General features: G+C 69.8%; 20 protein-coding genes. 9 read left to right on the top strand and 11 right to left on the bottom strand.

The window, feature by feature from the left end; all coding sequences use genetic code 11:
* The first annotated feature begins 57 nt into the window (after positions 1-57).
* Positions 58-3,489 (top strand): phosphotransferase, encoded by a 3,432-nt coding sequence (locus GEV28_RS06325; protein ID WP_291409552.1) that lies wholly within the window; start codon positions 58-60, stop codon positions 3,487-3,489.
* A gap of 196 nt (positions 3,490-3,685) precedes the next feature.
* Here the strand turns inward: GEV28_RS06325 and GEV28_RS06320 are convergent, their stop codons facing one another.
* Positions 3,686-7,003 carry a DEAD/DEAH box helicase gene (locus GEV28_RS06320; protein ID WP_291409550.1) on the bottom strand — a complete coding sequence of 1,106 codons (3,318 nt, stop codon included), beginning with the start codon at positions 7,001-7,003 and terminating at the stop codon, positions 3,686-3,688.
* A gap of 44 nt (positions 7,004-7,047) precedes the next feature.
* Complete coding sequence (locus GEV28_RS06315) at positions 7,048-8,043, bottom strand: DUF5937 family protein (protein WP_291409548.1); 996 nt, start codon at positions 8,041-8,043, stop codon at positions 7,048-7,050.
* A 97-nt stretch (positions 8,044-8,140) separates the two neighbouring features.
* Between GEV28_RS06315 and GEV28_RS06310 the strand changes: the two genes are divergently transcribed.
* Together GEV28_RS06310 and GEV28_RS06305 are read left to right on the top strand one after the other, a co-directional pair.
* Entirely contained in the window at positions 8,141-8,683 is a 543-nt protein-coding gene (locus GEV28_RS06310) for a dihydrofolate reductase family protein (protein WP_291409546.1), read from the top strand.
* Between the two features lie 4 nt (positions 8,684-8,687).
* Positions 8,688-9,746, top strand: coding sequence for a questin oxidase family protein (locus GEV28_RS06305; RefSeq protein ID WP_291409544.1), 1,059 nt, complete (start codon positions 8,688-8,690; stop codon positions 9,744-9,746).
* A 58-nt stretch (positions 9,747-9,804) separates the two neighbouring features.
* On the opposite strand, the gene GEV28_RS06300 is transcribed toward GEV28_RS06305, so the two are convergent.
* Entirely contained in the window at positions 9,805-10,014 is a 210-nt protein-coding gene (locus tag GEV28_RS06300) for a hypothetical protein (protein WP_291409542.1), read from the bottom strand.
* Between the two features lie 26 nt (positions 10,015-10,040).
* A complete protein-coding gene (locus GEV28_RS06295; RefSeq protein ID WP_291409540.1) occupies positions 10,041-10,364 on the bottom strand; it encodes a hypothetical protein in 324 nt (107 codons plus the stop codon).
* Positions 10,365-10,953: 589 nt separating this feature from the next.
* Here GEV28_RS06295 and GEV28_RS06290 point away from each other — a divergent pair.
* Positions 10,954-11,673 carry a helix-turn-helix domain-containing protein gene (locus GEV28_RS06290; protein ID WP_291409538.1) on the top strand — a complete coding sequence of 240 codons (720 nt, stop codon included), beginning with the start codon at positions 10,954-10,956 and terminating at the stop codon, positions 11,671-11,673.
* 27 nt (positions 11,674-11,700) lie between these two features.
* Here the strand turns inward: GEV28_RS06290 and GEV28_RS06285 are convergent, their stop codons facing one another.
* Positions 11,701-12,138, bottom strand: coding sequence for a plasmid pRiA4b ORF-3 family protein (locus GEV28_RS06285; RefSeq protein ID WP_291409536.1), 438 nt, complete (start codon positions 12,136-12,138; stop codon positions 11,701-11,703).
* A gap of 17 nt (positions 12,139-12,155) precedes the next feature.
* The gene (locus GEV28_RS06280; RefSeq protein ID WP_291409534.1) at positions 12,156-12,797 is read right to left on the bottom strand and encodes a DUF1841 family protein; all 642 of its coding nucleotides are present in this window, start codon (positions 12,795-12,797) and stop codon (positions 12,156-12,158) included.
* Positions 12,798-12,878: 81 nt separating this feature from the next.
* Here GEV28_RS06280 and GEV28_RS06275 point away from each other — a divergent pair, with 81 nt between their 5' ends.
* The 3 genes from GEV28_RS06275 to GEV28_RS06265 all read left to right on the top strand — a co-directional run bounded on the left by GEV28_RS06275 (position 12,879) and on the right by GEV28_RS06265 (position 16,975).
* Entirely contained in the window at positions 12,879-14,594 is a 1,716-nt protein-coding gene (locus GEV28_RS06275) for a DEAD/DEAH box helicase (protein ID WP_291409532.1), read from the top strand.
* Complete coding sequence (locus GEV28_RS06270; protein WP_291409530.1) at positions 14,591-16,495, top strand: hypothetical protein; 1,905 nt, start codon at positions 14,591-14,593, stop codon at positions 16,493-16,495. The genes GEV28_RS06275 and GEV28_RS06270 overlap by 4 nt, the downstream gene beginning before the upstream one ends.
* A gap of 99 nt (positions 16,496-16,594) precedes the next feature.
* Positions 16,595-16,975, top strand: coding sequence for a hypothetical protein (locus GEV28_RS06265; protein ID WP_291409528.1), 381 nt, complete (start codon positions 16,595-16,597; stop codon positions 16,973-16,975).
* 17 nt (positions 16,976-16,992) lie between these two features.
* Here the strand turns inward: GEV28_RS06265 and GEV28_RS06260 are convergent, their stop codons facing one another.
* Together GEV28_RS06260 and GEV28_RS06255 are read right to left on the bottom strand one after the other, a co-directional pair.
* Positions 16,993-17,115 carry a hypothetical protein gene (locus tag GEV28_RS06260; protein ID WP_291409527.1) on the bottom strand — a complete coding sequence of 41 codons (123 nt, stop codon included), beginning with the start codon at positions 17,113-17,115 and terminating at the stop codon, positions 16,993-16,995.
* A gap of 439 nt (positions 17,116-17,554) precedes the next feature.
* On the bottom strand, positions 17,555-17,791 hold the full coding sequence (locus GEV28_RS06255; RefSeq protein WP_291409656.1) for a hypothetical protein: 237 nt from the start codon (positions 17,789-17,791) through the stop codon (positions 17,555-17,557).
* Here GEV28_RS06255 and GEV28_RS06250 point away from each other — a divergent pair.
* Positions 17,676-18,266 carry a 2OG-Fe(II) oxygenase gene (locus GEV28_RS06250; RefSeq protein WP_291409652.1) on the top strand — a complete coding sequence of 197 codons (591 nt, stop codon included), beginning with the start codon at positions 17,676-17,678 and terminating at the stop codon, positions 18,264-18,266. The two genes, GEV28_RS06255 and GEV28_RS06250, sit on opposite strands and share 116 nt — an antisense overlap.
* Positions 18,267-19,785: 1,519 nt before the next feature.
* On the opposite strand, the gene GEV28_RS06245 is transcribed toward GEV28_RS06250, so the two are convergent.
* Positions 19,786-19,935: a hypothetical protein gene (locus GEV28_RS06245; protein WP_291409525.1), complete on the bottom strand. Its 150-nt coding sequence runs from the start codon at positions 19,933-19,935 to the stop codon at positions 19,786-19,788.
* A 491-nt stretch (positions 19,936-20,426) separates the two neighbouring features.
* Positions 20,427-22,778 (bottom strand): helicase-associated domain-containing protein, encoded by a 2,352-nt coding sequence (locus GEV28_RS06240; RefSeq protein WP_291409523.1) that lies wholly within the window; start codon positions 22,776-22,778, stop codon positions 20,427-20,429.
* A gap of 88 nt (positions 22,779-22,866) precedes the next feature.
* Here GEV28_RS06240 and GEV28_RS06235 point away from each other — a divergent pair, with 88 nt between their 5' ends.
* On the top strand, positions 22,867-23,175 hold the full coding sequence (locus tag GEV28_RS06235) for a type II toxin-antitoxin system Phd/YefM family antitoxin (RefSeq protein WP_367115039.1): 309 nt from the start codon (positions 22,867-22,869) through the stop codon (positions 23,173-23,175).
* A 289-nt stretch (positions 23,176-23,464) separates the two neighbouring features.
* Here GEV28_RS06235 and GEV28_RS06230 read toward each other — a convergent pair whose 3' ends face one another.
* A complete protein-coding gene (locus GEV28_RS06230; protein ID WP_291409521.1) occupies positions 23,465-24,190 on the bottom strand; it encodes a hypothetical protein in 726 nt (241 codons plus the stop codon).
* Positions 24,191-24,307 lie beyond the last annotated feature (117 nt).

Raw genomic sequence — 24,307 nt, 5'->3', positions numbered from 1 at the left:
ACTTCCGGCAGAATAGCCCCGGACGGCCTTTCCTGACCGGAACGAGGATCACGCACAATGCCGATTGGACCCCGCTTTCGTCCCGGTGCGGTACGCCGCCCGTTCGTCGATCGTGAGGAGATCCTCGCGACGTTCGACACGGCACTGCGCACCGCCTCCGGCCAGCCACAGGTCATGGTGCTCACCGGTATCGGGGGCATCGGCAAGTCGCGACTGCTCACCGAACTGCGAGGCCGGGTCGAGGAGGAGCACCCGACCGCACTGCTTGATCTACAGGTCCCCGCATCACGCCAACCCGAGCACGCGCTCGCGATCCTGCGCTCACAGCTCGGCCGAAAGAAGATCAAGTTCCATCGCTTCGACATCGCGTACGCGGTGCTGTGGCAGCGACTCAACCCGCACCTGCCGATCTCGCGCCTGGCTTTCGCCGAGCACAGCGAGATTCTTACCGAGGTGCTGAACGACGCCTCCGGTGTCCCGGTATTCGGCACGGCCGCGAAGCTCATCGAAGCCGGCGCGACCAAATATCGCCGGCGCCAGTGGATCCGGCGGGACGAAACGCTCCAGGTGCTCGACGAGCTGACGCTGGAGGAGCTGTTCGACGCGGTCGGGTACCTGTTCTCGACAGACCTTCGGGAGGCCGTCGCCGGCTCCGCACCGTATGTGGTTTTCGTCGACGCCTACGAGGCGTTGTTCGGTGGGTTCGGGCGCGGCGGCAACCCGGCCGGGGCGGACGGCTGGTTGCGCGACCTGGTCGGTCAGCTCGATTCCGGGCTGGTCGTCATGGCCGGCCGGGAGCCGCCCGGCTGGCCACAGCATGATCCGGAGTGGGCGGTGCGGCTGCACCCGGTCGCCGTGGACGACTTGCCGATGGGCGCCCGGCACGAGCTGCTCACCGCCTCGGGCGTCACCGATCTCGCGGAGCTCCGGGCGATCGCGGCGTCCAGTGCCGGGGTGCCCTTCTACCTGCACCTCGCGGTCGACGCCCAGACCGATGGGGCGCGGCTGCACCATGCGGTTGCTCCCGAGGCCTTGCTCGAGCGCTTCCTCAAGCACGTCGATCCCTACGAGGTCCGCCTGCTCGAACTGCTGAGCACGCCACGAGTGTTTGATTTCGAGATATTCGCGACGGTGGCCGAAGCCTTCGACCTGCCCGGCCATCCGCTGGCCTGGGAGTCGCTGACGGGTTACTCGTTCGTCCAGTCGGCCGGCGACGGGGTGCGCCTGCACCAGTTGATGGTGCAGGCGCTACGACGCCGGTTGACGCCTGCGGTGACCACGAGCTTGCACCGCATCATGCGGACCCTCTGGGACCAGCGCGCCGAGCGCGGATCAGGGCGTGGGGCCAGCCGCGTGGTCGCACTTCGCGAGGCGGCGTGGCACCGGCTGCACGACGACGACCTGGTCGCGGCCGACCTGCTCGACTACGTGGACCGAATCACCACCTTCGGCGGCAAGCAGGGCATCGACGGCGTGCTGGCCGACCTGCGCGAGTACCTCCGCGCCGCGCCTGAGGACGCGCGCACCGACGCCATCGTGGAGCTGGTGCGCTATCTCGAGGTGGAGGAGGCGTTGCTGCGCGGCGATCCCGAGCGCGCCGAAGCGCTAGCCGGCCCGCCGTCGGCCGACCTGTCCGCACCCGTGCCCGCGCGGCTCGCGGTGGCCGCGGCGAACGCACGGAGGATGCTCGGCCGAACCGAATCGGCGCTGTCGATCTGCCGCGAGGTGTGGGAGCGCGGCTGTGGTGCGTCTCGGCTGCAGGCCGGGCTGTGGGCGGCCGATCTTGACATGTGTCAGGGCCGGTTCGCCGACGCGGCAGTACTGGCCGGTGAACTGCTCGACAGCTGCCCCGCCGACGACCACGAGTTCCGTGGTGATGTCTCTCGCCTGCTGAGCCTGTCCTACCGGTTCGCGTTCGACTTCACCGAGTCCGCGCGACACCTCGATGCGGCGGAGAACCACTATCGGCTCGCCGACAGCGTGGTCGGCGCCGCCAACGTGCGCACCAACCGAGCGGAGTTGCTCGCGCTGGTCGACCCGGTCGCCGCGATTCCCGCCGCGGGCGCCGCGATCGAGGCACAGCACGAACTCGGTGCGCTACACGAATGCGGCAAGGCCTACACGGCGTTGGGCATCGCACATCTCATGCTCGATGACCTCGAACGTGCGGATCACGCGCTGGATGCCGCGGTGGACGTCCTGGATCGGGCCGGTTACCGGTCCGGCCGGGCTCGAGCGGAGCTGTTTCGCGCCGCGGCGCACGCGCGACGTGGGCGGCTCGACGACGCCGGACGCAGCGCACGCTGGGCGGTGACCGAACTCGAGACCGTCGCGGTGTACCCGACCTTGGTGGTGACCGCGGAGCGGCTGCTCGAGCTTGTCGGCGCGCCGGACCCGACGGTTCGGGCCGCCGCGTCGCGAGCCCGCGAGAGGATCCAGTTGCCCACGACGAGGCGCGCGCCATCGATCGGGATGGATGTGGTGTTGGGTCGGCTGGTCGGGGTGGACGCGACCGGGCTCCACGACCAGGCGGGCGCGGCAATGTCACGATCGGCCGGGTACTACAACTACAACGTGCGTGTCGATACCAGTTACGGTCCGGTCAACGTGCGGATTCCGGCGCCGGGTGCCGATGTGATGGATCTGCGTATTTGGCCCGAGTTTGAAGTGTTGCGAGCGTTAGCGCCTTTTGTGTCCGCCGCGCCACGGTTGCGTTGGAATTCGACGAAGCCGGTCTTCCAGGTGCACGACTTTGTGGCCGGACCGGTACTGGACAGAATCGCTCCGCGCGGGAAACCCGTGCCGGATTACCTCATTGGCGATGTCATCAATCTGTTCGTCGAACTCCGAAGAGTTCCGGTGGAGGACTTGCCAGAATTACCACCCGGTTGGCCGTCCGACGGTGACAGCTCTTGCTTCGCAAGCCGACTTTCCGACGTCACCGAGGCGGTGTATCGCCGTCACCGCACGAACTCCGCCCGACTGTTCCGCGATCTAGGATTTCCCGAGGACCCGTTCGCGGCTGCTGTCGCAGGTTGGTCGAGCCTGTCCGAACGCCGATTCCGGCTTATCCACGCGGACGTGCATCGGAAGAACATGATCGTAACGGAGCGGGGCGTCGTCTTCATCGATTGGGAGCTCGCGTTGTTCGGCGACCCGGTCTACGACCTCGCCGCGCACGTGCACAAGATGGCCTACCAGTCCGACGAACTGAGCCGGCTGCTCGCCGGGTGGGCGGAAGCCGAACCGGAAGCGGCGGCCGACGGCTGGCGTGCCGACCTGGACACCTATCTGCGACACGAGCGGGTCAAGTCCGCGGTGGTCGACTCGCTTCGGTACGCAAAGCAGGTCCGGCAGGGGTGCCCGGCCGAACAAGAGACTGCGCTGCTGAACAAACTCGTCACCAAACTGCGTGCCGCACGCACGATATGGCAACTGGATCCCGAGGTCGATCCGGACGAGGTCCTTTCGGTCTTGCGCGGGAGTTGACCGGGTGCTCGGTCGTGTCGCTGACCCCGTGCTAGGCCATGTCTCGCGGATCTTGGATCGTGGTATTCGCGCCCAGCTGCCCCCTGGCCGCGTTGTCGGAAGGCCCGAATACAACCCGGTATGAGCGGCCTTCCTCCGCCTTGCCAGGAGACAGCTGGATCACGAATCCCATCGACCAAGATCCACGAGACACGACCTAGTCGAACAGGCCTCGGATGTCGTCCGCCTCCAGGGTGGATCCGAAGACGTTGCCGTCGTCCATGACGTTCGTGAACAGCGCGGCCTTTCTTGCCTTCAGGGCCATCACCTTCTCCTCGATCGTGTCCTTGGCGATGAGGCGGTACACCATGACGTTGCGGGTCTGGCCGATGCGGTGGGTCCGGTCCACCGCCTGGGCCTCGGTCGCGAGGTTCCACCACGGGTCGAGCAGGAAGCAGTAGTCCGCCTCGGTGAGGTTCAACCCGAAGCCGCCCGCCTTGAGGCTGATCAGGAACACGGGGGCCGACCCGTTCTTGAAGCGGTCGAGCACCGCCGCCCGCTTCCGGGTCTTGCCGTCGAGGTAGCAGTACTCGACACCCGCCTCGTCCAGCCGCGTGCGGACCTTGTCGAGGAAGCCGGTGAACTGGCTGAACACCAGCGCGCGGTGGCCGCCGTCGACCACGTCCGCGAGCTGCTCGAGCAGGGCGTCGATCTTGGCGCACGCGAGGCCGTCGTGCGCCTCGTCGACGAGGCCGGCGTGCAAACTCAGCTGGCGTAGCAGCGTGAGCGAGCGCAGGATCGTGAACCTGTTCTTGTTCATGTCGTCGACCAGGCCGAGGACCTTCTGCCGCTCGCGCTGCAGGTGGGTCTGGTAGATCTTGCGGTGCCGCGGCGTCAGCTCCACCTCGAGCACCTGCTCCTGCTTCGCGGGCAGGTCGGCGGCCACCTGTTCCTTGGTGCGGCGCTTGATCAGCGGCTTGACCCGCCGCCGCAGCTGCGCGAGGAGCTCGGTGTCGCTGCCCTTCTCGATCGGGCGGGCGTAGTAGTCGCGGAACCGGGTCGGGCTCGGGAACAGACCGGGCGCGGTGATCGACAGCAGCGACCACAGCTCCATCAGGTTGTTCTCCATCGGGGTGCCGGTGATCCCGACCTTGAACGGGGCCGGAAGACGCCGCGCGCACTGGTGGATCTTGGACTGGTGGTTCTTGGTGAACTGCGCCTCGTCCAGGATCAGCCCGGACCACGACGCCGCGCTGTAGTCGTCGAAGTCGAGGCGGAACAAGGTGTACGAGGTGACCACCACGTCGGCGCCGGCGACGGCCTCGTCCATGGTCTGGCCCCGGCGGCGCAGCGTGTCCGAGATCGACACGATGTTCAGGTCCGGCGCGAAGCGCGTGGACTCGGCCACCCAGTTCGACACCACGCTGGTCGGCGCGACGATGAGGAACGGGGCGCCGTCCGGGTCGGCCTGCCGGGCGTGGCAGATCAGCGCCAGTGACTGCAGCGTCTTGCCGAGCCCCATGTCGTCGGCGAGGATGCCGCCGAGCTGGGACTCCCACAGGAACGTGAGCCAGCGGTAGCCGTCCACCTGGTACGGGCGCAGCCGCGCGGTGAGCGCCGACGGCACGGGGGTCGGGGCGATGGCCTCCGTCGACAGCAGTCCTTGTACCTGCCGCTGCCACGCCTCCGCCTGCCGGTTGACCACACCCAGCTCGGTCAGCTCGTCCCACAGCCCGGCCTGGAACCGGCTGATCTTGAGGGTGCCGTCGGAGGACTCCCGCAGCGCCCGCGCCTCCTCGATCAACCCGCGCAGCGTCCGCAGTTCTGGCTTCTCCAGGGAGAAGTAGGCCCCGTCGGCGAGCAGCATGTGCGACTGGTCCCTGGACAGCGCCAGGAACACCTCGATGAACGGAACCTCCCGCCCCTCGACGGTGATGGTGACGCCGAGGTCGAACCAGTCCGTCTCGCCCGCCACCTCGTCGGTGGACACACCGATGGTCAGCGAGTCGCCCGCCTCGCGGTAGTCGGCCCGGGCTCCGCCGATCTCCACGGCGACCCCCGGCTGGTCCTCCAGCAGCGGCAGGACCTCGGTGGTGAACCGCATGGTGTCGATGCCGCGGAGCTCCGCGTGCGGGGCGAGCACCGGCACCGGATCGGTGTCGAGCAGCCCGAACCGTTCGAGCGAGACGTCGAGGTTGGCGAGCATGGTCCGCTCGGCCTGCACATCCCGGTATCCGGTGTCGGACGCGACCTGATGTAACGGTTCCCGCAGCAGCGCGTCACCGACCTGGTAGGACCACTCCCAGTCCACGTCGAGGTGGTGGTCGCCGCCGTAGGAGGCCCGCAGCACGAGGGTGGGCTCGGAGATCGCCGGCGGCGTGAACGACTCGTCGGACGAGGTCACCGTCGCCAGGTGGCGCAGCCGGGGGTAGTACTCGTCGCGGAACCGGGCCTGCTCCGCCGCCGGAACCTCCAGGCGCCGGTTCTCGATCGCCATCTGTCGCAGCCGAGGCGAGACCGGCTCGGCGAGCTTGGCGAGGTTGAGACGCCAGTCGTTGTGCTCCGTGGTCCGCCGGATCTCCGCGCGGTCGATGTAGATAACGCCATGGCCGTCGGCCCCGATGAACTCGACCGGCGCCGCGTCCACGGGTGCTCCGTCCACGCGAACGACCGGGCTGACGACCAGCGGCCCCGCCGGCCGGTCGCGGGTGACGTCCAGGAAGAGCTGGGCGGAGCCGTACCGGTCCACCGCACCCAGCCGCTTCCTGCCGTGCACCAGCCGCAGGCCGATCGCCGCGGCATCGTCCAGCACCGACCACAGCATCGGGCTGTCGAAAGAGGACAGATCGATCGACTTCACTTCCGACGAGTAGTAGCCGGACTGGTTGCCGCGCGACCGGTACAGCGCGTACAGCTCCTGAAGCAGCCGCACGTGCGAGGCGAGGTAGTCGTCGAAGTAGTAGTGCGGGGTGCTCAGCCTGCTCCAGCTCAGCCCGGAGTTCACCCAGGTGTTCTTGCCGGGCCGCACCAGCCTGGCCAGCACCCGCAACGTCGGCCCGGCCGTAGCTGGACCGTGCAGCCGAGGTGCCCCCGGCGCCAGGGTCAGCTCGATGGCCAGCGGCGTGTCGCCGGACCGGCTCGCGGGACCGTCCGACCGGGAGTCGAGCAGCGATCCGAGGGACTCCTCCCAGGTCGGGACGCGCGGACGCCTGCTGGGCGCGGGGCTGGGACGGCCAGCACCCAACGCGGTGAGCACCAGCGCCACGACGTGCTTGCAGTTGTATCCGACCGGGCAGCTGCACTCGCCGAGCTCGAACTCGGGCGCCGCTCCGCCGTCGGCGAAGAAGGACGCCGATGTCTCGTAGACGTCGGCTCTTCCCTGCACGGTCCCGTGCAGCATGTGTTGCGACGCATCCCACCGCACTGCGACGACCGCGCGCTGTCGCGCGTACCGGGCACCTCTGTCGTAGGAGGCGGCGCCGGCGGCGTCCTCGAGCTCGGCGAGATCGATGTCGTGCAGGCCGTCGGGAAACATGCGGCAAAGCTATCGGCAGGCACCGACAGAACCGGCACCGCGGCTCATTCCGGCCCGGCGACCAGCGAGTCACCCAGCTCGGTGCGCGCGTAGAGCACCGTGCGACCGGTTCGCCGAGCGGACACGATTCCCGCCGCCTGCAACGCTTTCAGGTGGACGTTGAGGGTGGGCGCGGTCCGGTCGAGCTGGTCGGCCAGCTGGGTGGTGGACATCGGCAGGTCGAGCTGGGTGAGGATCGTGGCCCGGCTGCGCCCGAGCACGTCGACGAGCGGGGCTCGGCCGGCGCCGGCCGGGGACTCCCAGAGCCGGCCGACACCGCGCGGCGAGTAGGTCACGGCCGGTTGCGGGTCCGCGGTGCGCACGATGACGTCCGGCCAGGCGAACACGCAGGGAACGAGGAGCAGCCCGCGATCGCGCAGCTCGGCGTGCCCATCGTAGTACTTGACGATCTCGAGGGTGTCGTCCTCGAAGCGCAGCGACGGGTGCAGCGTGCGGAACAGCAGCTCGACCCCGCCGGTGGCGAGCTGGTCGAGGCGGTACTTGAGATCGGCCTGCAGCAACGCCTCGATCCGCGACCAGTGCGGCTCGACGGCGACCCGCCAGTACCGGTCCAGCTCGGCGACGATCCTGGCGAGCCCGGCCCGCGGCTCGCCGGCCAGCTCCCGCAGCGTCCGGACACGGCCCTCCCGCCCGGGCCCCTGCTGCGCGACGCGGTGCTCCGCGAGGTGGCTCAGCTCGGCGGCGACCAGCTCCGGGTCGGTGGCGGCGACCTCCGCGAGCCCGTGCTCGAAACCGGCGGACCGGTGGCTCAGCGTCGGGTGCAGGAAGTCCGGGATGTAGCCGGTGGGGCGCACGACCGCGGTCAACAAGTCCACGTCCACGTCCCCGAGGCGGGACCCGACCCACCGCAGCCAGGGGGTGTGGAGCCCGTTGCGGCGGCCCGCACCCAGCGTTCGCAGACTGCTCACGCCCTCCCACACCGGGGAGAAGGAGAACCTGACCCGGACGAGGTCCTCGGTGCTGAAGTGCAGGTGAATCACGGTTGGAGATTAGGCCAGGCGCTAATCGTGGACGGCCGGCCGGCACGCGGACACCCTTCAGTCCGTAGCCGCACCATTCGCCGGAGGGGAAACCACGATGAGGAAGATCGTTTCTGGGCTGTTCATGTCGCTGGACGGTGTCGTCGAGGCGCCCGAACGCTGGGTGCGCTTCAACGACGAGCTCGGCGCCGAGATCGACGCGCAGATGGCAGCGGCCGACACGCTGCTGCTGGGCCGGCGCACGTACGAGGTGTTCGCCGCCTCGTGGCCGCGGCGTTCCATGGCCGACGACCCGGGCGCCGACTGGATGAACAGCACGCCCAAGCTCGTCGCGTCGACCACGTTGGACACGGTGACCTGGAAGAACTCGACCCTGCTGAAGGGGGATGTCGTCGACGCCGTCGCCGAGCACAAGCAGCGGGACGGCCGGGACATCATGATCAGCGGCAGTCCGACGCTCGTCCGCTCGCTGCTGCGTGCCGGACTGCTCGACGAGCTGCGGCTGTTCGTGAACCCGGTGGTGCTCGGCTCCGGCGCGCGACTGTTCGGCGACGACCGGTTCGACCTGGACCTCACGAGCGCGCGGAAGCTCGACACCGGCGTGCTGTCGCTGGCCTACCGGCCCGGCACGGACGGGTGACCCGATGGACGAGACGCTGACCGAGGCCTACGAGCGACTCCACCACCACGGCCCGGAGTTCGGCGGGGACGAGGAGGGCAACCACGGGCTGACCAACCACGGCCCGATGGCCGCCGAGGTGATCGTGCGGCGCGGGTTGGACATCGACGTGCAGCGCTGGCTCGACCGCTACATCCCGCGGCTCGCGGAGCTGCCGGTGCCCGGCGAGCGCATCACCGAGTCGACCTGGCGGGCCGCACTCGGCGACGGGCGCCGGGTCGGCGACTGGACGGCGTACTTCTCCCGGCAGCTCGCGGAGCGGCCGTGGCGCCAGGTGCTGGAGACGTGGTGGCCGCGGCTGCTTCCCGGAATCGCGGCCGGTTCCACGCACGGGGTGATCCGGGTGAGCCACGCCGTGCGCGTTCTGTCCGGCGGCGAGCATGGTCCGGCAGCGGTGACCGAGCTCGGTTACGGCCTCGCCTTCTGGGCCGCCAGGTTCCGTACGCTGCCCGGGTTCACCGCCCCGGTGGGCGCGCTACCGGCGGCCGACGCGCTGCGCGGCGTGCCGCGGCTGGCCGAGCAGAGCGGGCTGATCGCCCACCGGCTGAGCAGGCTCGCCGATCTCCCCGGCTGGTCGAAGGCGCTGGCCGCGCTGCGGGCCCCGACCGGCGCCGCCGACGTGCCGGCGCTGCTGGCGGACCTGGTCGACACCGCCACCCTGCACTACCTCACCCACGGGCAGGGCAGCCCGGTGCTGCTGGTGCACACCGCCACCGCGCCGAACGCGGTGCGCCACGTCCTCCCCGCACTGCCCGAGGGGATGTGGATCCCGAGCCTCGTCGCGGCGTGGGCGGCCACCGCGGCGATCACGGCCGCCTACAGCCCCGCCGACCCGGCGCGACCGCCCGGCGTCTCGCTCGGCGCCGACCCGTCGGCGGAGGCGCTGGACCGGGCCGCGTCGCACTACGACGAGCACGTCATCAAGTTCACCGACACCGCGGTCGACGTGTTCGAGCGCACCGAGAACCCCGACGCGCTCGCGGCCGCGGTGCGGGCGGGCCAGCTCATCGACAGCCCACGGTGAGCGGGACCGCGGGCCACCACCGGCCGTCAGGGCCACGTGGTCAGGGCGGCCCTGGCGATCATCGCTCCCACTGATGTCGGACGCTCGTGCCAGCCGGTGGCGGCGCGGTCGAGTGCCCCCACGCGCCGGAGCACGGCTGCCGTGTCCCGGACTGCCTCGCCGCCATCACGCCGGTCAGTGGGACGTTGTCCTCGGTCGTCCAGCCGATCGCACCGAGCAGTTCGATGAGGGTCGGGGTGAGCTCGCGCGTGCTCCGCGCGGCGGTCATGATCAGGAGGATGAGCCAGGCCTGCGTCACGCTTGCGCGGATCGGGGCGGGGTCTGCTCCGCGAGCAGCCACCACAACGCGACCGGGTCGGTGCGCGCGGTGCGTCCACGCGGCGTCAGCACGAGTTTGCCTTGGTGCTTGCGCAGCAGTCCCGCCCGCTGCGCCGACTCCCGGAGGTTCAGCACGGGCAGCGTCTGGACCTCGCGGTTTCCTTTGCCGATCCACTCGTTCGCCAGGCCGAGCTCGGTCACCGCGGCTTGCACATGGGCCGGTGGGAGGTAACCGGCGCCGGTCAGCGTGATTCCGTCGGCCCCGACGCGGTCCAGTAGCCAGGTGTAGGGATGGACCATCGTGGTCGCGCATCCGGGCCCAATCCCGCGAGCGCGTCCTCGAACCGCCCCACCAGCTCGTCGCGCCCGCCAGGACTTCCGTCCCGATGTCCACCCACCGCCATGGACGTCACCGTACCCACCGACGTAACGCGACAGCGATCACGTGACACCAGGCCGCACCACCGTTGCCGGGCGCGCGCTCGGCGTCGAGCAGGTCGAGGTATCCGTCCACGGCCTCCCACAGCCGGTTCTCGGGGTATCGGCCGCCGCCACGATTGTCGCGCCGCCACTCGCGCTCCCAGTACGCCTCGTGAACCACACGCAGGTGTGCCAGCGCCGCGTGGAGTTCGGCGGCGGTGCGGGATCGCTAGTCCGGCGGCAGGTTGAGCACGACCGCGAGCTCGACGCGGTCGATGGGTCGGCACCGTCGAGCAGCGCGCCGAACACGTAGACCTCGTGCAGAAACGGTTCGTCGAGCGGCATCATGGTCGTCCGCTGGCACGCTTCGGCCAGGTCCTGGAGCTTCTCGACCGCTCTGCGATAACGCATGCCGACGATTCTGTACCCGGGGACCCGGTATTGCCGGGTACGGGGAAGAATGTGTCGCGTGGACGAGACGGAGCTGACTGGACGGGTGCGGGCACTGCGCGACAAGGGGTGCTCGCCGAAGGAGATCGCCAGAGCGATCGGAGTGCCGCGATCGGCAGTGGCGCCACTGATCAAGTCGATCGCCGCCCAGGACGACACCTCCCCCGCTGCCCGCGAGGTCGTCGAGTGCTGGGTGAGCCCGAACTGGAGCGATGGGCTCACGGTCGACCGCCACCCCGAGTGGCCCGACGTGAAGGTCCCGGACTCCGGCGGTTCCGGGTTGGTGAGCGTGTTGGTCGCGCGAGATGCCGGTCGCCACCGGGTGAGTGTCTGCGGATACCTGGTGGACGTCTTCTGCCTCGGGGTGAAGAACACCATCGGGCCGCACGTCATGGACCGGCACGCGTTGACCATGTTCGCCCGCTCCTACTTCGACGCGTATCACGCGAGTCCACTGGCCGTGCCGATGGAACTGGTGCAACACCTGGTGTTCGGAGCTGTCGAGTACGCGCGCGATCTCGGCTTCGAGCCCGCCGCGGGCTCCGACTTCGAGACGACCAAGGACCATCTCGGCCAGTGGACCGGCCCGAGCGCCATCCGCTTCGGCCGCGACTGCCAGCCGTTCTTCGTCGAAGGTCCGCACGACAACGCGGCGAAAGTCGTCGCCACTCTGCGCCGTTCCGTCGGGCCGGACAACTTCCACTACCTGGTCGGCGCGGAGCGGTCACCGGCGAACTGAGCGCGACATCCGCGCGATGACGAGCGTCTAGCGCGCGACGGGGACGCCGACTTTCGCGAGTGCGATGTTGATCGCGTCGCGGTCGACGGCCACCGGATCGTAGATCCCGCCAAGCCAGTCCGGACAGTGGTCGTGCTCGGGGTGTTCGGGGTCGCTCCGGGCGTCCAGGAGGTTCTGGTAGCCGGGGATGCCGCCACTATCCTCGGGCGGCCCGGCACGCTCGGCGGCCAGGCACGCCACCCGGGCGTCGCCGAGGTCGTAGGGGTAGCGCAGCCGGTGGCCCTTTCGCGGCGCGAACTCGACCAACGTGGCCCGGCGTTCGTCCGAGACCCCAGGTGCCGCGCCGTGGCTGGTGTCGGTGTACTGCCGACCCTCGGCCTCGAACTGGTGCGGGTGGCTGTGCTCCCAACCGAACGCGATCCGGATGACGTCGTGCAGCACGTCCAGTGGGGTGTCACCGGGCAAGGAAGGCCGCCGCCAGATCAGCGGCTCACTCCACGCGAGGCTGACCTTGACCTGATACGTGGTGTGGCTGGGTCGAGGCCGTGCGCCGTTGCGCGGCCCAGGTCGTCGAGGGCATGCCGGTAGGCGTCGAGGTCGAACGGTTCACGGCGGACCAGGGCGGGATGCAGGTGTTCGGTCGCGACCGCGGCCAGCTCGTGCAGGATGTCGTGCCGGTCCATGCCGAGCTCGCGTAGTCGCTGGGCGGCCTGCCATGCCTCCGGCGGGTCGTTGTCCCACAGCTGGTTGGCGATCATCTCGTGCATCACCAGGTGCAACCGGGGGTTGACGCCATCGACTTCGTCTTTCCCGACCGGATCGGCCAGCGCGTCGTGGTACTCGGGATGCTCGCCCTCGATGAGCAGTCCACGCTCATCCGGGTCGGCGGGGTTCAGGCGGTCGAAGTCCTCGCCGCGGATGGTGGTGCCGTAGTACGGCATCGTGAACACCCGCCGGTCCATGGTGCGCTCGACCTCGGCCCGGGACATCAGCGGCGACAGGTCATCCAGGTATGCCTTCGCGGCGAACCCGTGTTCCGCGGGCGGTCCGGGCCGCGCGGACCCGCCAGGGCGACCGGCTCGCCGGCCGGTCTTGGTTGGCTTGCGCTTACGTCCTTTGCTCACCGGGCTCACTCCAGCAGCGTCTCACGACGCGCCGGGTGGGGATCGACCGAGCCGGCGGTCGGTCCCGGTATCGTGGCGACGATGTTGGCGCGTGAGCAGAGCACCGTCGGACAACCCGTCCTACCTGAGGCGCTGCTTGGGCTGCTGGGCCGGTTGGCGGCCGCGCCGGCCGCCGATCCGGTGACGTCGGCACTGGTGGACCAGGCGGTCGCGGTGCTGCGGCGGCCCGGGTTCGACACGTTGCTGTCGTTGCCACAGTTGACTTTCCAGCCGTTCGACTACCAGCGGGAGACAGCGGCGACCGTCCTGCGCCGGATGCGGGGCCGGGCAATCCTGGCCGACGAGGTCGGACTGGGAAAGACCATCGAAGCCGGGTTGATCGCCTCCGAGCTACGGCTGCGCGGCCTGGCCGACCGCACGTTGGTGATCACTCCGGCCGGCTTGGTCGAGCAGTGGCGAGACGAGCTGGAACGCAAGTTCGGCCTGCCCACCGTGATCCTGTCCGGCAAGGACCCCGTCCCGGAAAGGCGCGGGAACCAGCCGGTGCTGTTGGCTTCGCTCGCCGCGGGCCGCCGCGATCCGCTGAAGACACGGCTTACCGGCGTCGGGTGGGACCTGGTGATCGCCGACGAGGCGCACCGGCTGCGATCGACGCGCAGCGCGTCGGGGAAGCTCATCCGGGCCCTGACCACTCGGTTCCTGTTGCTGCTGACGGCCACCCCGGTAGAGAACAAACTGCAGGACCTGTACGAGATGATCTCCTTGGTGGCGCCCGGCCTGCTCGGGACCCCGAGCCGGTTCCGCACCCGGCACGCCCCGTCCGGTGGCGATGTGCGGAGCCCGCGCAACCTGACCGAACTGCGGGCCAGGACCCAGCAGGTGATGGTGCGCCACCGGCGCAGCGAGGTCGCGCTACGGCTGCCGCAGCGGCTGGCCGAAACCGTCCTGGTCACCCCCGACGCCGACGAACGGGACATGTACGCCGAACTGGCCGACCGAATCCGGGTCGAGGCGAAGGAAGCGCCCGCCGGGCGGCGCCTGGCACTGCGTTCGGTGGCCCGACTGGCAGGGTCCACCCCCGCGGCGGCTGCCCCGACCCTCACCAAGCTCGGCTGGTCCGACCTGGCGGCAGCGGCGGCGGCGATCACCGCGCCGGCCAAGGTGCGCCTGCTGGTGGCCAAGTTGGGCGAACACGTTGCGCGCGGGGAGAAGGTGCTGGTGTTCACCGCGTTCCGGCAGACCCTGGACGCGGTGGCCGCATCGACCCGGATGGCTGGGATCGACGCCGCCGTCTACCACGGCAGCCTGCCTCGCGCGGACAAGGAACGCGCCATCGGCGCCTTCCGGGACGACAGACCGGTGCTGCTGTCCACCGAGTCCGCGGGCGAGGGCCGCAACCTCCAGTTCTGCCACGTGATGATCAACCTCGACCTGCCGTGGAACCCCATGCAGATCGAACAGCGCCTCGGCCGGCTGCACCGGGTCGGCCAGACCGAGGACGTGCGGTTGACCAACCTGGCCTGCCGGGGGTCCATCGAGGAACGAATCCTGCACGTGCTGGAAACCAAGATCAATATGTTCGAGCTGGTAGTCGGGGAGCTCGACATGATCCTGGGTCGGATCGACGAGGACTTCGACTTCGAACGAGCTGTGTTCGACGCATTCACCACCAGCGAGGACGGCGACGGTTTCGCCCGCAGCATGGACGAGATCGGCGAGGACCTCGCCGCTGCCCGCACCGGATACCTGGCAGACCGGAGCACCGTCGACGCACTGGTCGGAGAGGATGACGCGTGATCACGCGGCATGGCCCGGCCTTGTCGTTCTGGCTGGACTACCTGGACTCCCGGGGCGGCCTGTGGGAGCGGTCCGACGACACCGTGCTGGCGGTACTGCCCGAGCAGCTCGCCGCCACCCACGACCTGCCCGAGTCCGCGCTGATCACCGACGATCCGGACATCTCCCGCGAGGACGGCGTGCTGTTCCTCGACGCCGGGCATCCGGAGATCGGCCGGGCGGCCGAGTCGGTCATCGGCACCGGCGACGTCGGCGCGCTCACCCTGCCGCACCGCTCGCAACCACCACCGTCCACGCAGGACCTCCAGGCCATGATTCGCGAGCTGATCGCCGTGGACCACGGTCGCATCGACGCCACCGGCGCGCCGATCCGCACGCACCGTCCCACGGTGCGTCTCGCGGTGCTGGTCACGCACACAGTCTCGGAAGATCAGTTCACCGAGGTCGCCGAGTGCCTGGTCGACGTCGCCTCGCGGATCGCCTGGCCAGAGGAGTCCGCCACCCGGCTGCGACACGCGGTGGCCACGACCGAGATCGCGCCCAGCCGCAACATCAGGACCGGCCCGCTCGTCCCCGCTCTGGCCGCCGCGCACGAAGTGCTCAACGCGACCGCGGCGGCGCGTGGCCGGATTCTGGCCGCCGACGCGGACGCCGAGCGCACCGCGGAGCTCACCCGGGCCTGCGAGTACTACGCCGCCGCGCTGGCCGCGATCGACAAGCGCCGCAACGGGGCGGACCAGCAGCGCGCCGCGCTGCTGGATGCGCGGGCCGAGGCCACGACCGCCGAACGCGACCGCCGCGTGGCCGAGATCAACGAGAAATACCGCCACCAGCACACGCTGCGGCCATACCGTCTCCACCTGATCGACGTGCCCGTGTGGCGGCTGGACACCGATGTCCGCCGCGGCGACCGCCGCTGGCCGGTGACCTTCGACTATCTGCCGCTGGTCGGCGCCCTCGCCCCCACCCGCTGTCCCACCTGCGACGCATCCGCCCCGCTGGTGGCCACCAAGACCCACCTCGGCTGCACCGCCTGCGTTCCCGCGAAGGCTGAGGCGCCCCCGCCGAAACCACCCACCCGCCCCACCAACCCGCCCAGCACGGCTCAGCAGAAGGAAGATCGACCCCCGACCGCACCCGAGCGGCAGAAGCGCGAACCGGTTCGGCCGCCCACCTCGAAGACGACCGCGGCCCGCGTCGCCGGTCCGGTCCTGCCCAGGAAGGCCGACGAGAAGAAGGTCGTCGACTTCTGGCACCTGGTGGCCGCGGAGGAGCGACGCAAGCTCGCCCGGCTCATCGCCGCCGACTCACCGCTGGCCGCACTGACCCGCCTCTACGGCGCATGCGGCCCCCTGTACGGCGTCGGGGTTCCCGTCGGCCACACTCCGGTGCAGTTCACCTGCGGCAACTACGACCAGCCGGTGGCCGGACACCGCGGCGCCACCGGCGGCACCCTGAGCACCCACCACGGCCAGTACCGATACCTGCTGCTCTGGTCGCGGGACCGGCTCCTCGAAGAGCTCCTGCCCTACTCGATGCCCTGGCTCCCGGGCATGGCGTCCCGGTACCTCGGCGGGCCGACCATCCAGGTCCCGCCGACGCACGTCGCGCTCGACCCGGTCGCCAAACTCCTGTTCACCACCTCACGCAACGGCCTGACCTTCACCGCCCGCGCGCTCGCCGCCTGGTGGCGCCTGCCCGACCCCGACGACCTCGTCACCCGCTTCCCGCCCCGCGTGCTCGCGGCAAGCGTGGATCGAGCCGTTCGCTACTGGTCTCGAGCGGGACAGGCCACCTACCCGGAAGCCGCCAAGGCGTTCGGCGCCGACCAGGCCGACATCCGCAAGGCCACCCCTGTCCTCCAGAAACACCTGCAGCTCAACGAGACCACCAACTGGTGACCCGGAAGCGAGTGTTCTGTGGGTAAAAGCAGAGTGAATGAAAGCGCATCCCGGGACACAGATTTGATCTAGAGTCAAGGAAGGGTGGCCGCGTAGTCGATGAATCCCCGGAACCAGGCGTGGCTGCGGCGCGAAATCGCGGCCGCGGGCACTGCGGCGGTCGCCAGGAAGGGCTACGTCACCGCGATCGACGCGCTGCTCGCCACCGGCTGGCTTCGCCCCGAGAAGGTGGAGAACTGGCGGCGCGGTCGCGTGCCGTACCTGGAGCAGGTGACGGTCGCCAGCCTGCCCAAGATCAGCGCGGCGATGCGGATCTTCCGGAGCTGGGCCGAGCGCGCGGGCCTGCGACCCAGCGAAACGGCCTATGTCAGTCAGACCAGGGATCGTCGGCGACTCCAGTTCTCCAAGTCGGGAGACCCGAACATCGAGCGGGCCTACCGCACCCACTGGTTACCGCCGAAGCCCAACACGAACGGGTGAGCCGGCGGTGTCCTGTGTCAGTGCCGCGAGGCGACGGGACCGGCGTGCGCCACGGCGGTGAGCCGCCGGTTGGCCTCGTCGGGATCGAACCGCGCGGGGTCGAACTGGCCGCGGCGGTCCAGCCCAAGCCAGTCGAGCATGTCCCGGTGTTCCTCGTGCTCGGGAACCCCAGTTCGGCATCGGGACGCCGCGACCGGCATGACGTGACCGCCTCACATCCAGCACCGCCGGGCGCCGCGGTCGACGATCTCGTCCTGGTCCACCGCGCTGAAGGGCTCGGGCAGTTAGCCGCGTCCCCGTCGGCCGCCGCTACAGTCAGGCCGCGAAAGAACACGAAAGAACACGGCGAGCGCGCGAGGGGACACATGGCGAAGACGGCACGGGAACGACTGGCGTATCTGCTCGACGACGCCGAGCCGGCTGGGTCGTTCAGTGCTCAGCTGCTGGCACCGGCACATCTGCTCGAGTTCGAGGTGTCCGGCGTCGGGCCGGTACGCCTTCCGGTCCGCGCGCCCATGGCCAAGAATCTGATCGCGGTGGCGCGGCCGGTGTCCGCGACACCTGGGAACTCACCCCGGATCAGCTCACGCTCGGCGGGCCGGCCTGGACGGCGCTGCTGGACAGCGCGCTGGAGCACTTCCGTGACGAGCTCGGGCTCCCGCGGACGTCGCGGCTGCGGGCCGAGCCGCACTCGATGCTGGTGTACGGCAAGGGACAGTTCTTCCTCCCCGACCAGGACTCGGAGAAGCACGACGCGATGGTGGGCACGCTGGTCGTGTCACTACCGTCGGCGCACACCGGCGGGGAACTGGTCATCGACCACGCCGGGGAAAGCAGGACCTACCGAGCGTCGAAGGAGGAGCTGACCCTCGTCGCGTTCTACGCCGACTGCCGGCACGGGGTCACGCCGGTCAGGTCCGGGTACCGGGTAGCGCTCACGTTCAACCTGCTCGCCGAAGCCGAGACCCCGGCTCCGGAGGCCGGCCCAGCCACCGAACTGGCGCACTGCCTCACCGAGCATTTCACCACGTCGACCACCTCGCGGTACGGGAGGTCGGGACCTCGACCCGCCGAACCGGCTGGTCTTCCTGCTCGACCACGAGTACACCCAGCGGGGCCTGACCTGGCGCCGGCTCAAGGGCGCCGACGCGGAGCGTGCCGCGCAGGTGCGCGCCGCGGCCGAGCGGGCCGGGTGCGAGACGGTGCTGGCGCTCGCCGAAGTGAAGGAGACCTGGGACGCCCAGCCGTCCGACAGCGACCGGTGGCGCGACTACGACTCCGACGACTATGAGGTCAACGAGCTGATCGACGACGAGATCACCCTCGGCTGGTGGGCCGGCCCGGACGGCACCGGCGGCGAGCCGATCTCGCTGCACGTCTCCTATCACGAGGTGTGCGCCACCACCCCGAGCGCGGATCTGGCGCCCTACCAGTCCGAGTACGAGGGCTACATGGGCAACTACGGCAACACGCTGGACAGGTGGTACCGGCGGGCCGCGGTTGTCGTATGGCCCATGGACCGGGCGTTCGCGGCGCGTGCCGAGGCCGGATCGCAGTGGGCGCTGCACGAGCTCCGCGACCGTATCGAGGCCGGCGACCTGGTGGGCGCACGGGCCGCGGCGGAGTCGCTCGCGCCGTTCTGGCAAAAGACCGAGTCACAGCCGGGACTGCTCGGCGCCGCGCTGGACGTGGCGGCGGGCCTGGGCGTCGCCGGGACGGCGGCGATGCTGCTGGAGCCGTTCCGTGTGGAGACGCTCACGCAGGAGCACGCGGACGGGCTGGCGGCGGCGGCCGGGCAGTACGGCCAGGAGTGGACGCGGGGTGTCATCAACGGGTGGTTCGGACCCGGGCACCACTACGGAACCGGCCGGCACGAGTGGGTCGAAGGACTGCCAGGGCTGTGCGGGGCGCTGTGTGCCACCGGGAGCCCGGAGGCGGCACGGCTGCTTGCCGCCGGAGCCTGGCACTGGCTGGGCGACGAGCTGCGGTCCTGGACCACGACCGCGCGAACCGAGGTCCGCCAGCCGCAGCTGGAGATGCTCAGCTCGCCGCTGATGCGGCTGCTGGAGGCGGCCGACGATACGCTGCACGACGAGATCACCGCAGCGCTGCGCGGGTACGGGGACGCTGTGCTGGAGTGCTTGATGCCCGCGCTGCGTTCGGTGGACGCGCCGCGGCCGGCGGGACTCGACGCGGTCGCGCGGGACTGCGCGCAGCGGCTCGGCGCGATCGTCGCACGGCCGCAGCGGGACGACGACGACTGGTCGATCGCTTGGACCGGGTGCCGGTGCGACCTGTGCGACACGCTGGGGACGTTTCTCGCCTCCCGGTCGCGCCGAATCTTCGAGTGGCCGCTGGCAAAGGACGGACGCCAGCACGTACACACCCAGATCGACCGGGCCTGGCTGCCGGTGCGGCACCAGACACAGCGGCAGGGCCGGCCATACACGCTCGTGCTGACGAAAACCGACGAGCTGTTCACGCGCGCCACGACCGCGCGGCACACAGCCGTGACCGACCTGGCGTGGCTGACCTCGACGTCGGGGTGACGCATCAGCGCGAATGCATGGTGGCGCAGCGGGAATTCGGGATAAGTCCGAAGTAGACGATCAACAAGGTCCTCACCTGCTGATGTCATGGCGCGCGCCCGGAGGGATTCGAACCCCAACCTTCTGATCCGTAGGGCTCACTACGCCGTTGACCATGGCCTCTACCTGCAACTATAGCAATACCGGTCCATGATCTGTGGCCTTTCGCCACTCTGGGCTCAGCTGTTTGGGTCCCATGATGGGTCCCGCACCGTTCTTCGGTCATGGTGCCTGACCGGCGTTGGGTGCGCTGTTGGCGGCGTCGAGCAGGTCGAGGTAGCCGTACACGGCCTCCCACAGGTGGTTCTCGGGGTATCGGCCATCCCCGCGATTGTCGTGCCGCCACTCGCGGTCCCAGTACGTCTCGGTCATCGCGCGCAGGTGCGCCAGGGCCGCGTCCAGCTCGGTGGCTGTACCGCGAGCGCACGTCCTCCGGGCTTGCCGCCAGCCGCGGCAGGTTGGCCAGCCGCCGCTCGGACAGCGCTCGCAACACGGTGTCGTCGGGACCATCGAGAGACCAGAACCGCACCGGGCCGCGGATGTTGTGGTTCCACACCGGGCCGTGCCGGGAGCGCCACCAGTAGGCGAAGCCACCTTTGTCCAGCCGCAGGCTGTCGACGAGCCAAGACGTGCCGCGGGGCTGGGACTCCCAGGGCACCTCCTCCGGCGGCAGGTTCAGCACGAACGCGAGCTTCAGGTGGTCGATCGGGTCGGCGCCGTCCAGCAGCTCGCCGAACACGTACACCTCACGTAAGAACGGTTCATCGAGCGGCAACTTGGTGGTGCGCTGACACGCCTCGGCCAGGATGTGGAGCTTCTCGACGGCTCTGCCGTATCGCATACCGGTGATTCTCGCCACTGAGTCAGTGCGGTGGGGCGACCGACTCGATGTTGGCGATGGTGAACTCGCGGTCGGCGTTGCGCAGGTAGCACCAGGAGTCAAGCCACCGTCCGAAGATCTGGTTGGGCTGGATCTGGCGGACGGTGGGGCTGCCGTTCTTGTCGCGGTAGGAGATCAGTACGTCGTCTTTGTGGTCCACTGCGTGGCTCAGCAGGGCGAGCTCCGCGTCGTCGAGGTGCCGGTTGAGCTGCGCGAGCAACTCGAAGGTGGCTGAGGTGCTCGCCATCGGCGGGTGCTCGCCGTGCGGGTCGGCGATCAGCCGCCCGACCAGCTCAGCGGCGGTGAGCCGCGACTTCGTCCGCTTGGCGGTGGTGATCCGGTTGTTCTTGGCCCGGTGCTCTTGACGGTTCTCGATGATGGTCATCCCTGAGGAGTCCTCGGCTACCGGGGACAGGCCGGCCGCGCGCAGCCGGGCCAGCACGTGGTCCAGGTCGAACGGGCTGGACACGACAGTGGGGGCGACCCTGCCGAGCTGCAGGTCGGCCAGTGACCGGGTGTTGAGGATCTCGGTGATCAGCGCCTCGTCGGCGACGACACACGACCTCATCCCGCGCACCCGCACCTGGCCGTGCCGACGCGCCGCGTCGGTGATCAGGTACTCCAGGGGCTGCGGCACGGCCCGGTGGGCGATCGCCGCCAGCTCGGCCAGCAGCTCCGGCGCGGTCCACCCGGCATCGAGCGCGGCGCGGAGGCTGGCCGGGGTGAACCGCCAGATGCCGGCGTTGTCGCGGGTCTCGTTGACGGCCATGGTCACAAGCAGACGGGAAACGGCTGGGCTCGGCTGCCCGGAGACCACCGCGGTCAGGTCCGACTGCAGGATCACCCCGCAGTCCACCCCGGGCAGCAAAGACGCGCAGCGCCGGGCGGCCTCGGCCACGACATCGTCGCCAGCCTCGTCGTCCGCGGCATCTGCGTCGTCGATGGCGGCCAACAACTCCTCGCCGAGTTCGGACACCCGGTCGCCGGCCGTTACGCCCAGCAGCTCGGCCTCCCGTACGGCGGCGGCGATCTTCTCGTCGCGCGCCTCCGGGTCGTAGCCGTGCAGCGGGAAGAACCAGTCGATCTCCGCGCCGGCGCCGCGCATCGACAGACCGGTGCGGGCCGCTCGCAGCATCGCACGTCGCATCGCGCCCGCCGCCGACATCAGCGTCAGCGGTGGCGGGTGCTCCTTGTCGCCGTCGATCTCCCGCATCAGCGGGGCGTGCTCGAGCGCGTGCCAGGCACTGGCCACGGCGGCCCACTGCAGGCTGGGCTCGGCGGCACGCCAGTCCGGGTAGGCATCCGTTGGCGCGTACCCGCCGTCGACCTCACCCAGCAGGCCGGCCGCGTAGGCAAGGTCGATCCACAGCACCAGAACGTCGTCGGGACTCGACAGCCGCTTGGCCAGCCGGCTCCGTTGCCGCGGCCCGACCCCGCCCTTCTTCAACGCGGTGATCGGCGTCCGGCCGGCCTCGTCGAGCAACATGGACAGCCCGCGCACCACCTCCCGGGCGGCGGCCTGCGCGGTCGGGCGCACGGCGTCGGCCGCCGTACCGGCCGCGGCGACCTCCGGCCGGCCGGTCAGCCGGTTCTCGTGCTCGGCCAGCCACGCCGCGACCGCCACCTCCCGCGGCACCTCCACCTGCCGGTTCGGCCGCAGCACCAGGCCAGCCTCGAGCAGCAGATCGGTCGGGTCGGTGCCGCGCCGACGTGGGTCCACAAAGCCGAACATGATCCCGAACCCGCCTTGGCGAAGCTGCTCAAGCCGCGCGCGAGCCGGCCCGGGCAAACCGGCGATCACCTCGACCAACGACCGCAGGTCCGCCATCGCCTCGGTCAGCCGCGCGATCAGCTCAGGCTTGCGCAGACCGTCCGCCGCGACACCCAACGCCGAGGCCGCGACACGAAGCTCCTCCGCGAGCACCGTCGTCGCCATCTTGGCTACCGGACGCCCGCCGCCGAGCTCGGCGGTCCAGTGCGCCTGCAGTCGTTCGGGCAGGTGCAGCATGCCCGAACTGGTCCACGCCAGCCCCCGATCGCGCAGTTGCGTCACCTCGTCGCGCACCGCCTGCTCCGGCGCGCCCAGCAAGCGCGCGACGGCCGGCAGGCTCGCAGCCTCGCCCAGGACCGCGATCGCCTGCCCGACGACCACGGTGTCCCGGGTCAGCGTGCGCAGCGCGGCGACGATCGAGTCCGCTCCGCCGAGCCGCTGCGCCAGCTGCGGAAACCCACGCGGTACGGGCTCGATCCGCACGTCCGGCCGGGCCACCAGCAACCGGGTCAAGGCCTCATCGTCCAATTCGGACAGGTACACGGCGAAGGGCGCTGCATCCATGCGTGGCATTCTGTCGCTCCGCCGGCACGACCCTCGACAGACCCGCCGTCATCCTGGCCATACATAACTACAATTTGTAGGTACATTGGTGGATGTGGAGACGATTGGCCTACGGGAACTCAATCAGAATCCCTCCAAGGCGGTGGCCCGTGTCAGGGCCGGCGCTTCGATCGTCGTGACCGACCGTGGTCGGCCTGTGCTGCGCATGGTGCCCGAACCGCAAGCCGAGAACACGCTCCACCGCGTGATTGCCATGGCGCGGTGCGCCCCCCGGCCGAATCGGGCATGCCCGACATCGTCGATGATCTCTTGGCCGATACCGAAAGTTTGTCGGATCTCCTGGTCTCGGATCGAGATCGGGAGCGCAACCGGTGATCTACCGATTCGTGCGCCTTGATCAAATTTATCAAGCGCGAACCGGAGACCGGTGCACTGCGCGCCTGGCGTCAAGAGCTCCCCGAAGACACTGAGTTGATCACCAGTGAGCTGGCCGAACCGGAGATCACGCGCACCTTGATCCGCGCAGGCGTTGACCATGAGCGAGTGCCGCACCTGGTCGGTCAGGCGGTTCGGTGTGTATCTGGCCGACCTGACCAGCACCGTGCTGGCTCGGTGTCAAGACCTACCGAACACCGAGGCTCGGCTCGCTCGACGCCGTGCACCTCGCCACCGCCGACCCGTTCCGGTCAGACCTGGCCGGCTTCGTCACCTACGACCGCGAACTCGTCGTGGCCGCGCGCGAACTCGGTCTCCCAGCACAAGCCCCTGCCTGACTGAGACCGAGATCCCGACCACCGGCCGTTGCGCCTATACAAGGGCCCGGACAGGTTCGGGCAGGTCAAGCCGGGACGCCGGGTCCCTGTGAATGAGTTCGGCGAGCGTCCTGTTGATCCCGTCAAGGTCGAACGGCGTGGGCATGAAGCCCACCGGGTCGGCGTCATCGCCGAACAGATTCCGCTGGCCGATCCCCGTGTCATCGGAGGTAGCCAGGAACACTGACCGAGGTCGATGCGACGGAGCCCGCTGCGAGACACGACGCACAGGAACGGGCCCGGGGTTGTGCAGGCGGCCGTGAGCTTGCCGAGCACGGCAAGGTACAGCTGGGTCATCCCCGCAGCACGAAGGTTTCCGCTGGTCAGGCAGAATGCTCGCACACGGTGGTCGACGAGCGCCGCGCGTTCGGCCGGGCGGTAGCGGATGCGCTCGTCCTTCATGAGCACGACCCATCCCTCGCGGCCAGCGCGAGCGAGCCAGTCGACATCGGCAATGGTCTCATCGGCCGGAATGCCGTACACCTCTGCGAGTGTCCGCAGGCGTAATCCGGCGGTGCGGAGAAGGTCGGGGACCTGCTTTCGGCCAAGGCTGCGGTCGAGGAACAGTGTGGGCAGGCCGTCGGGGTGCCCGATCGTCATCTCAGGCCGCTGACCGTGTCGCGATGCGGACCGCGTCTTCCAGGTGGTCGCTTGGGATGCCGTACTCGTCGGCTACCACGTCTAGGGGCTCACCAGCGCGGAACAGTCCCAGTGCGT

The organism is Actinophytocola sp., assembly GCF_009379765.1.
In the GTDB taxonomy this organism is placed as follows: domain Bacteria; phylum Actinomycetota; class Actinomycetes; order Mycobacteriales; family Pseudonocardiaceae; genus Actinophytocola.
The sequence above is the reverse complement of the archived record's forward strand: the minus strand, read 5'-3'. Positions and strand labels throughout refer to the sequence as shown.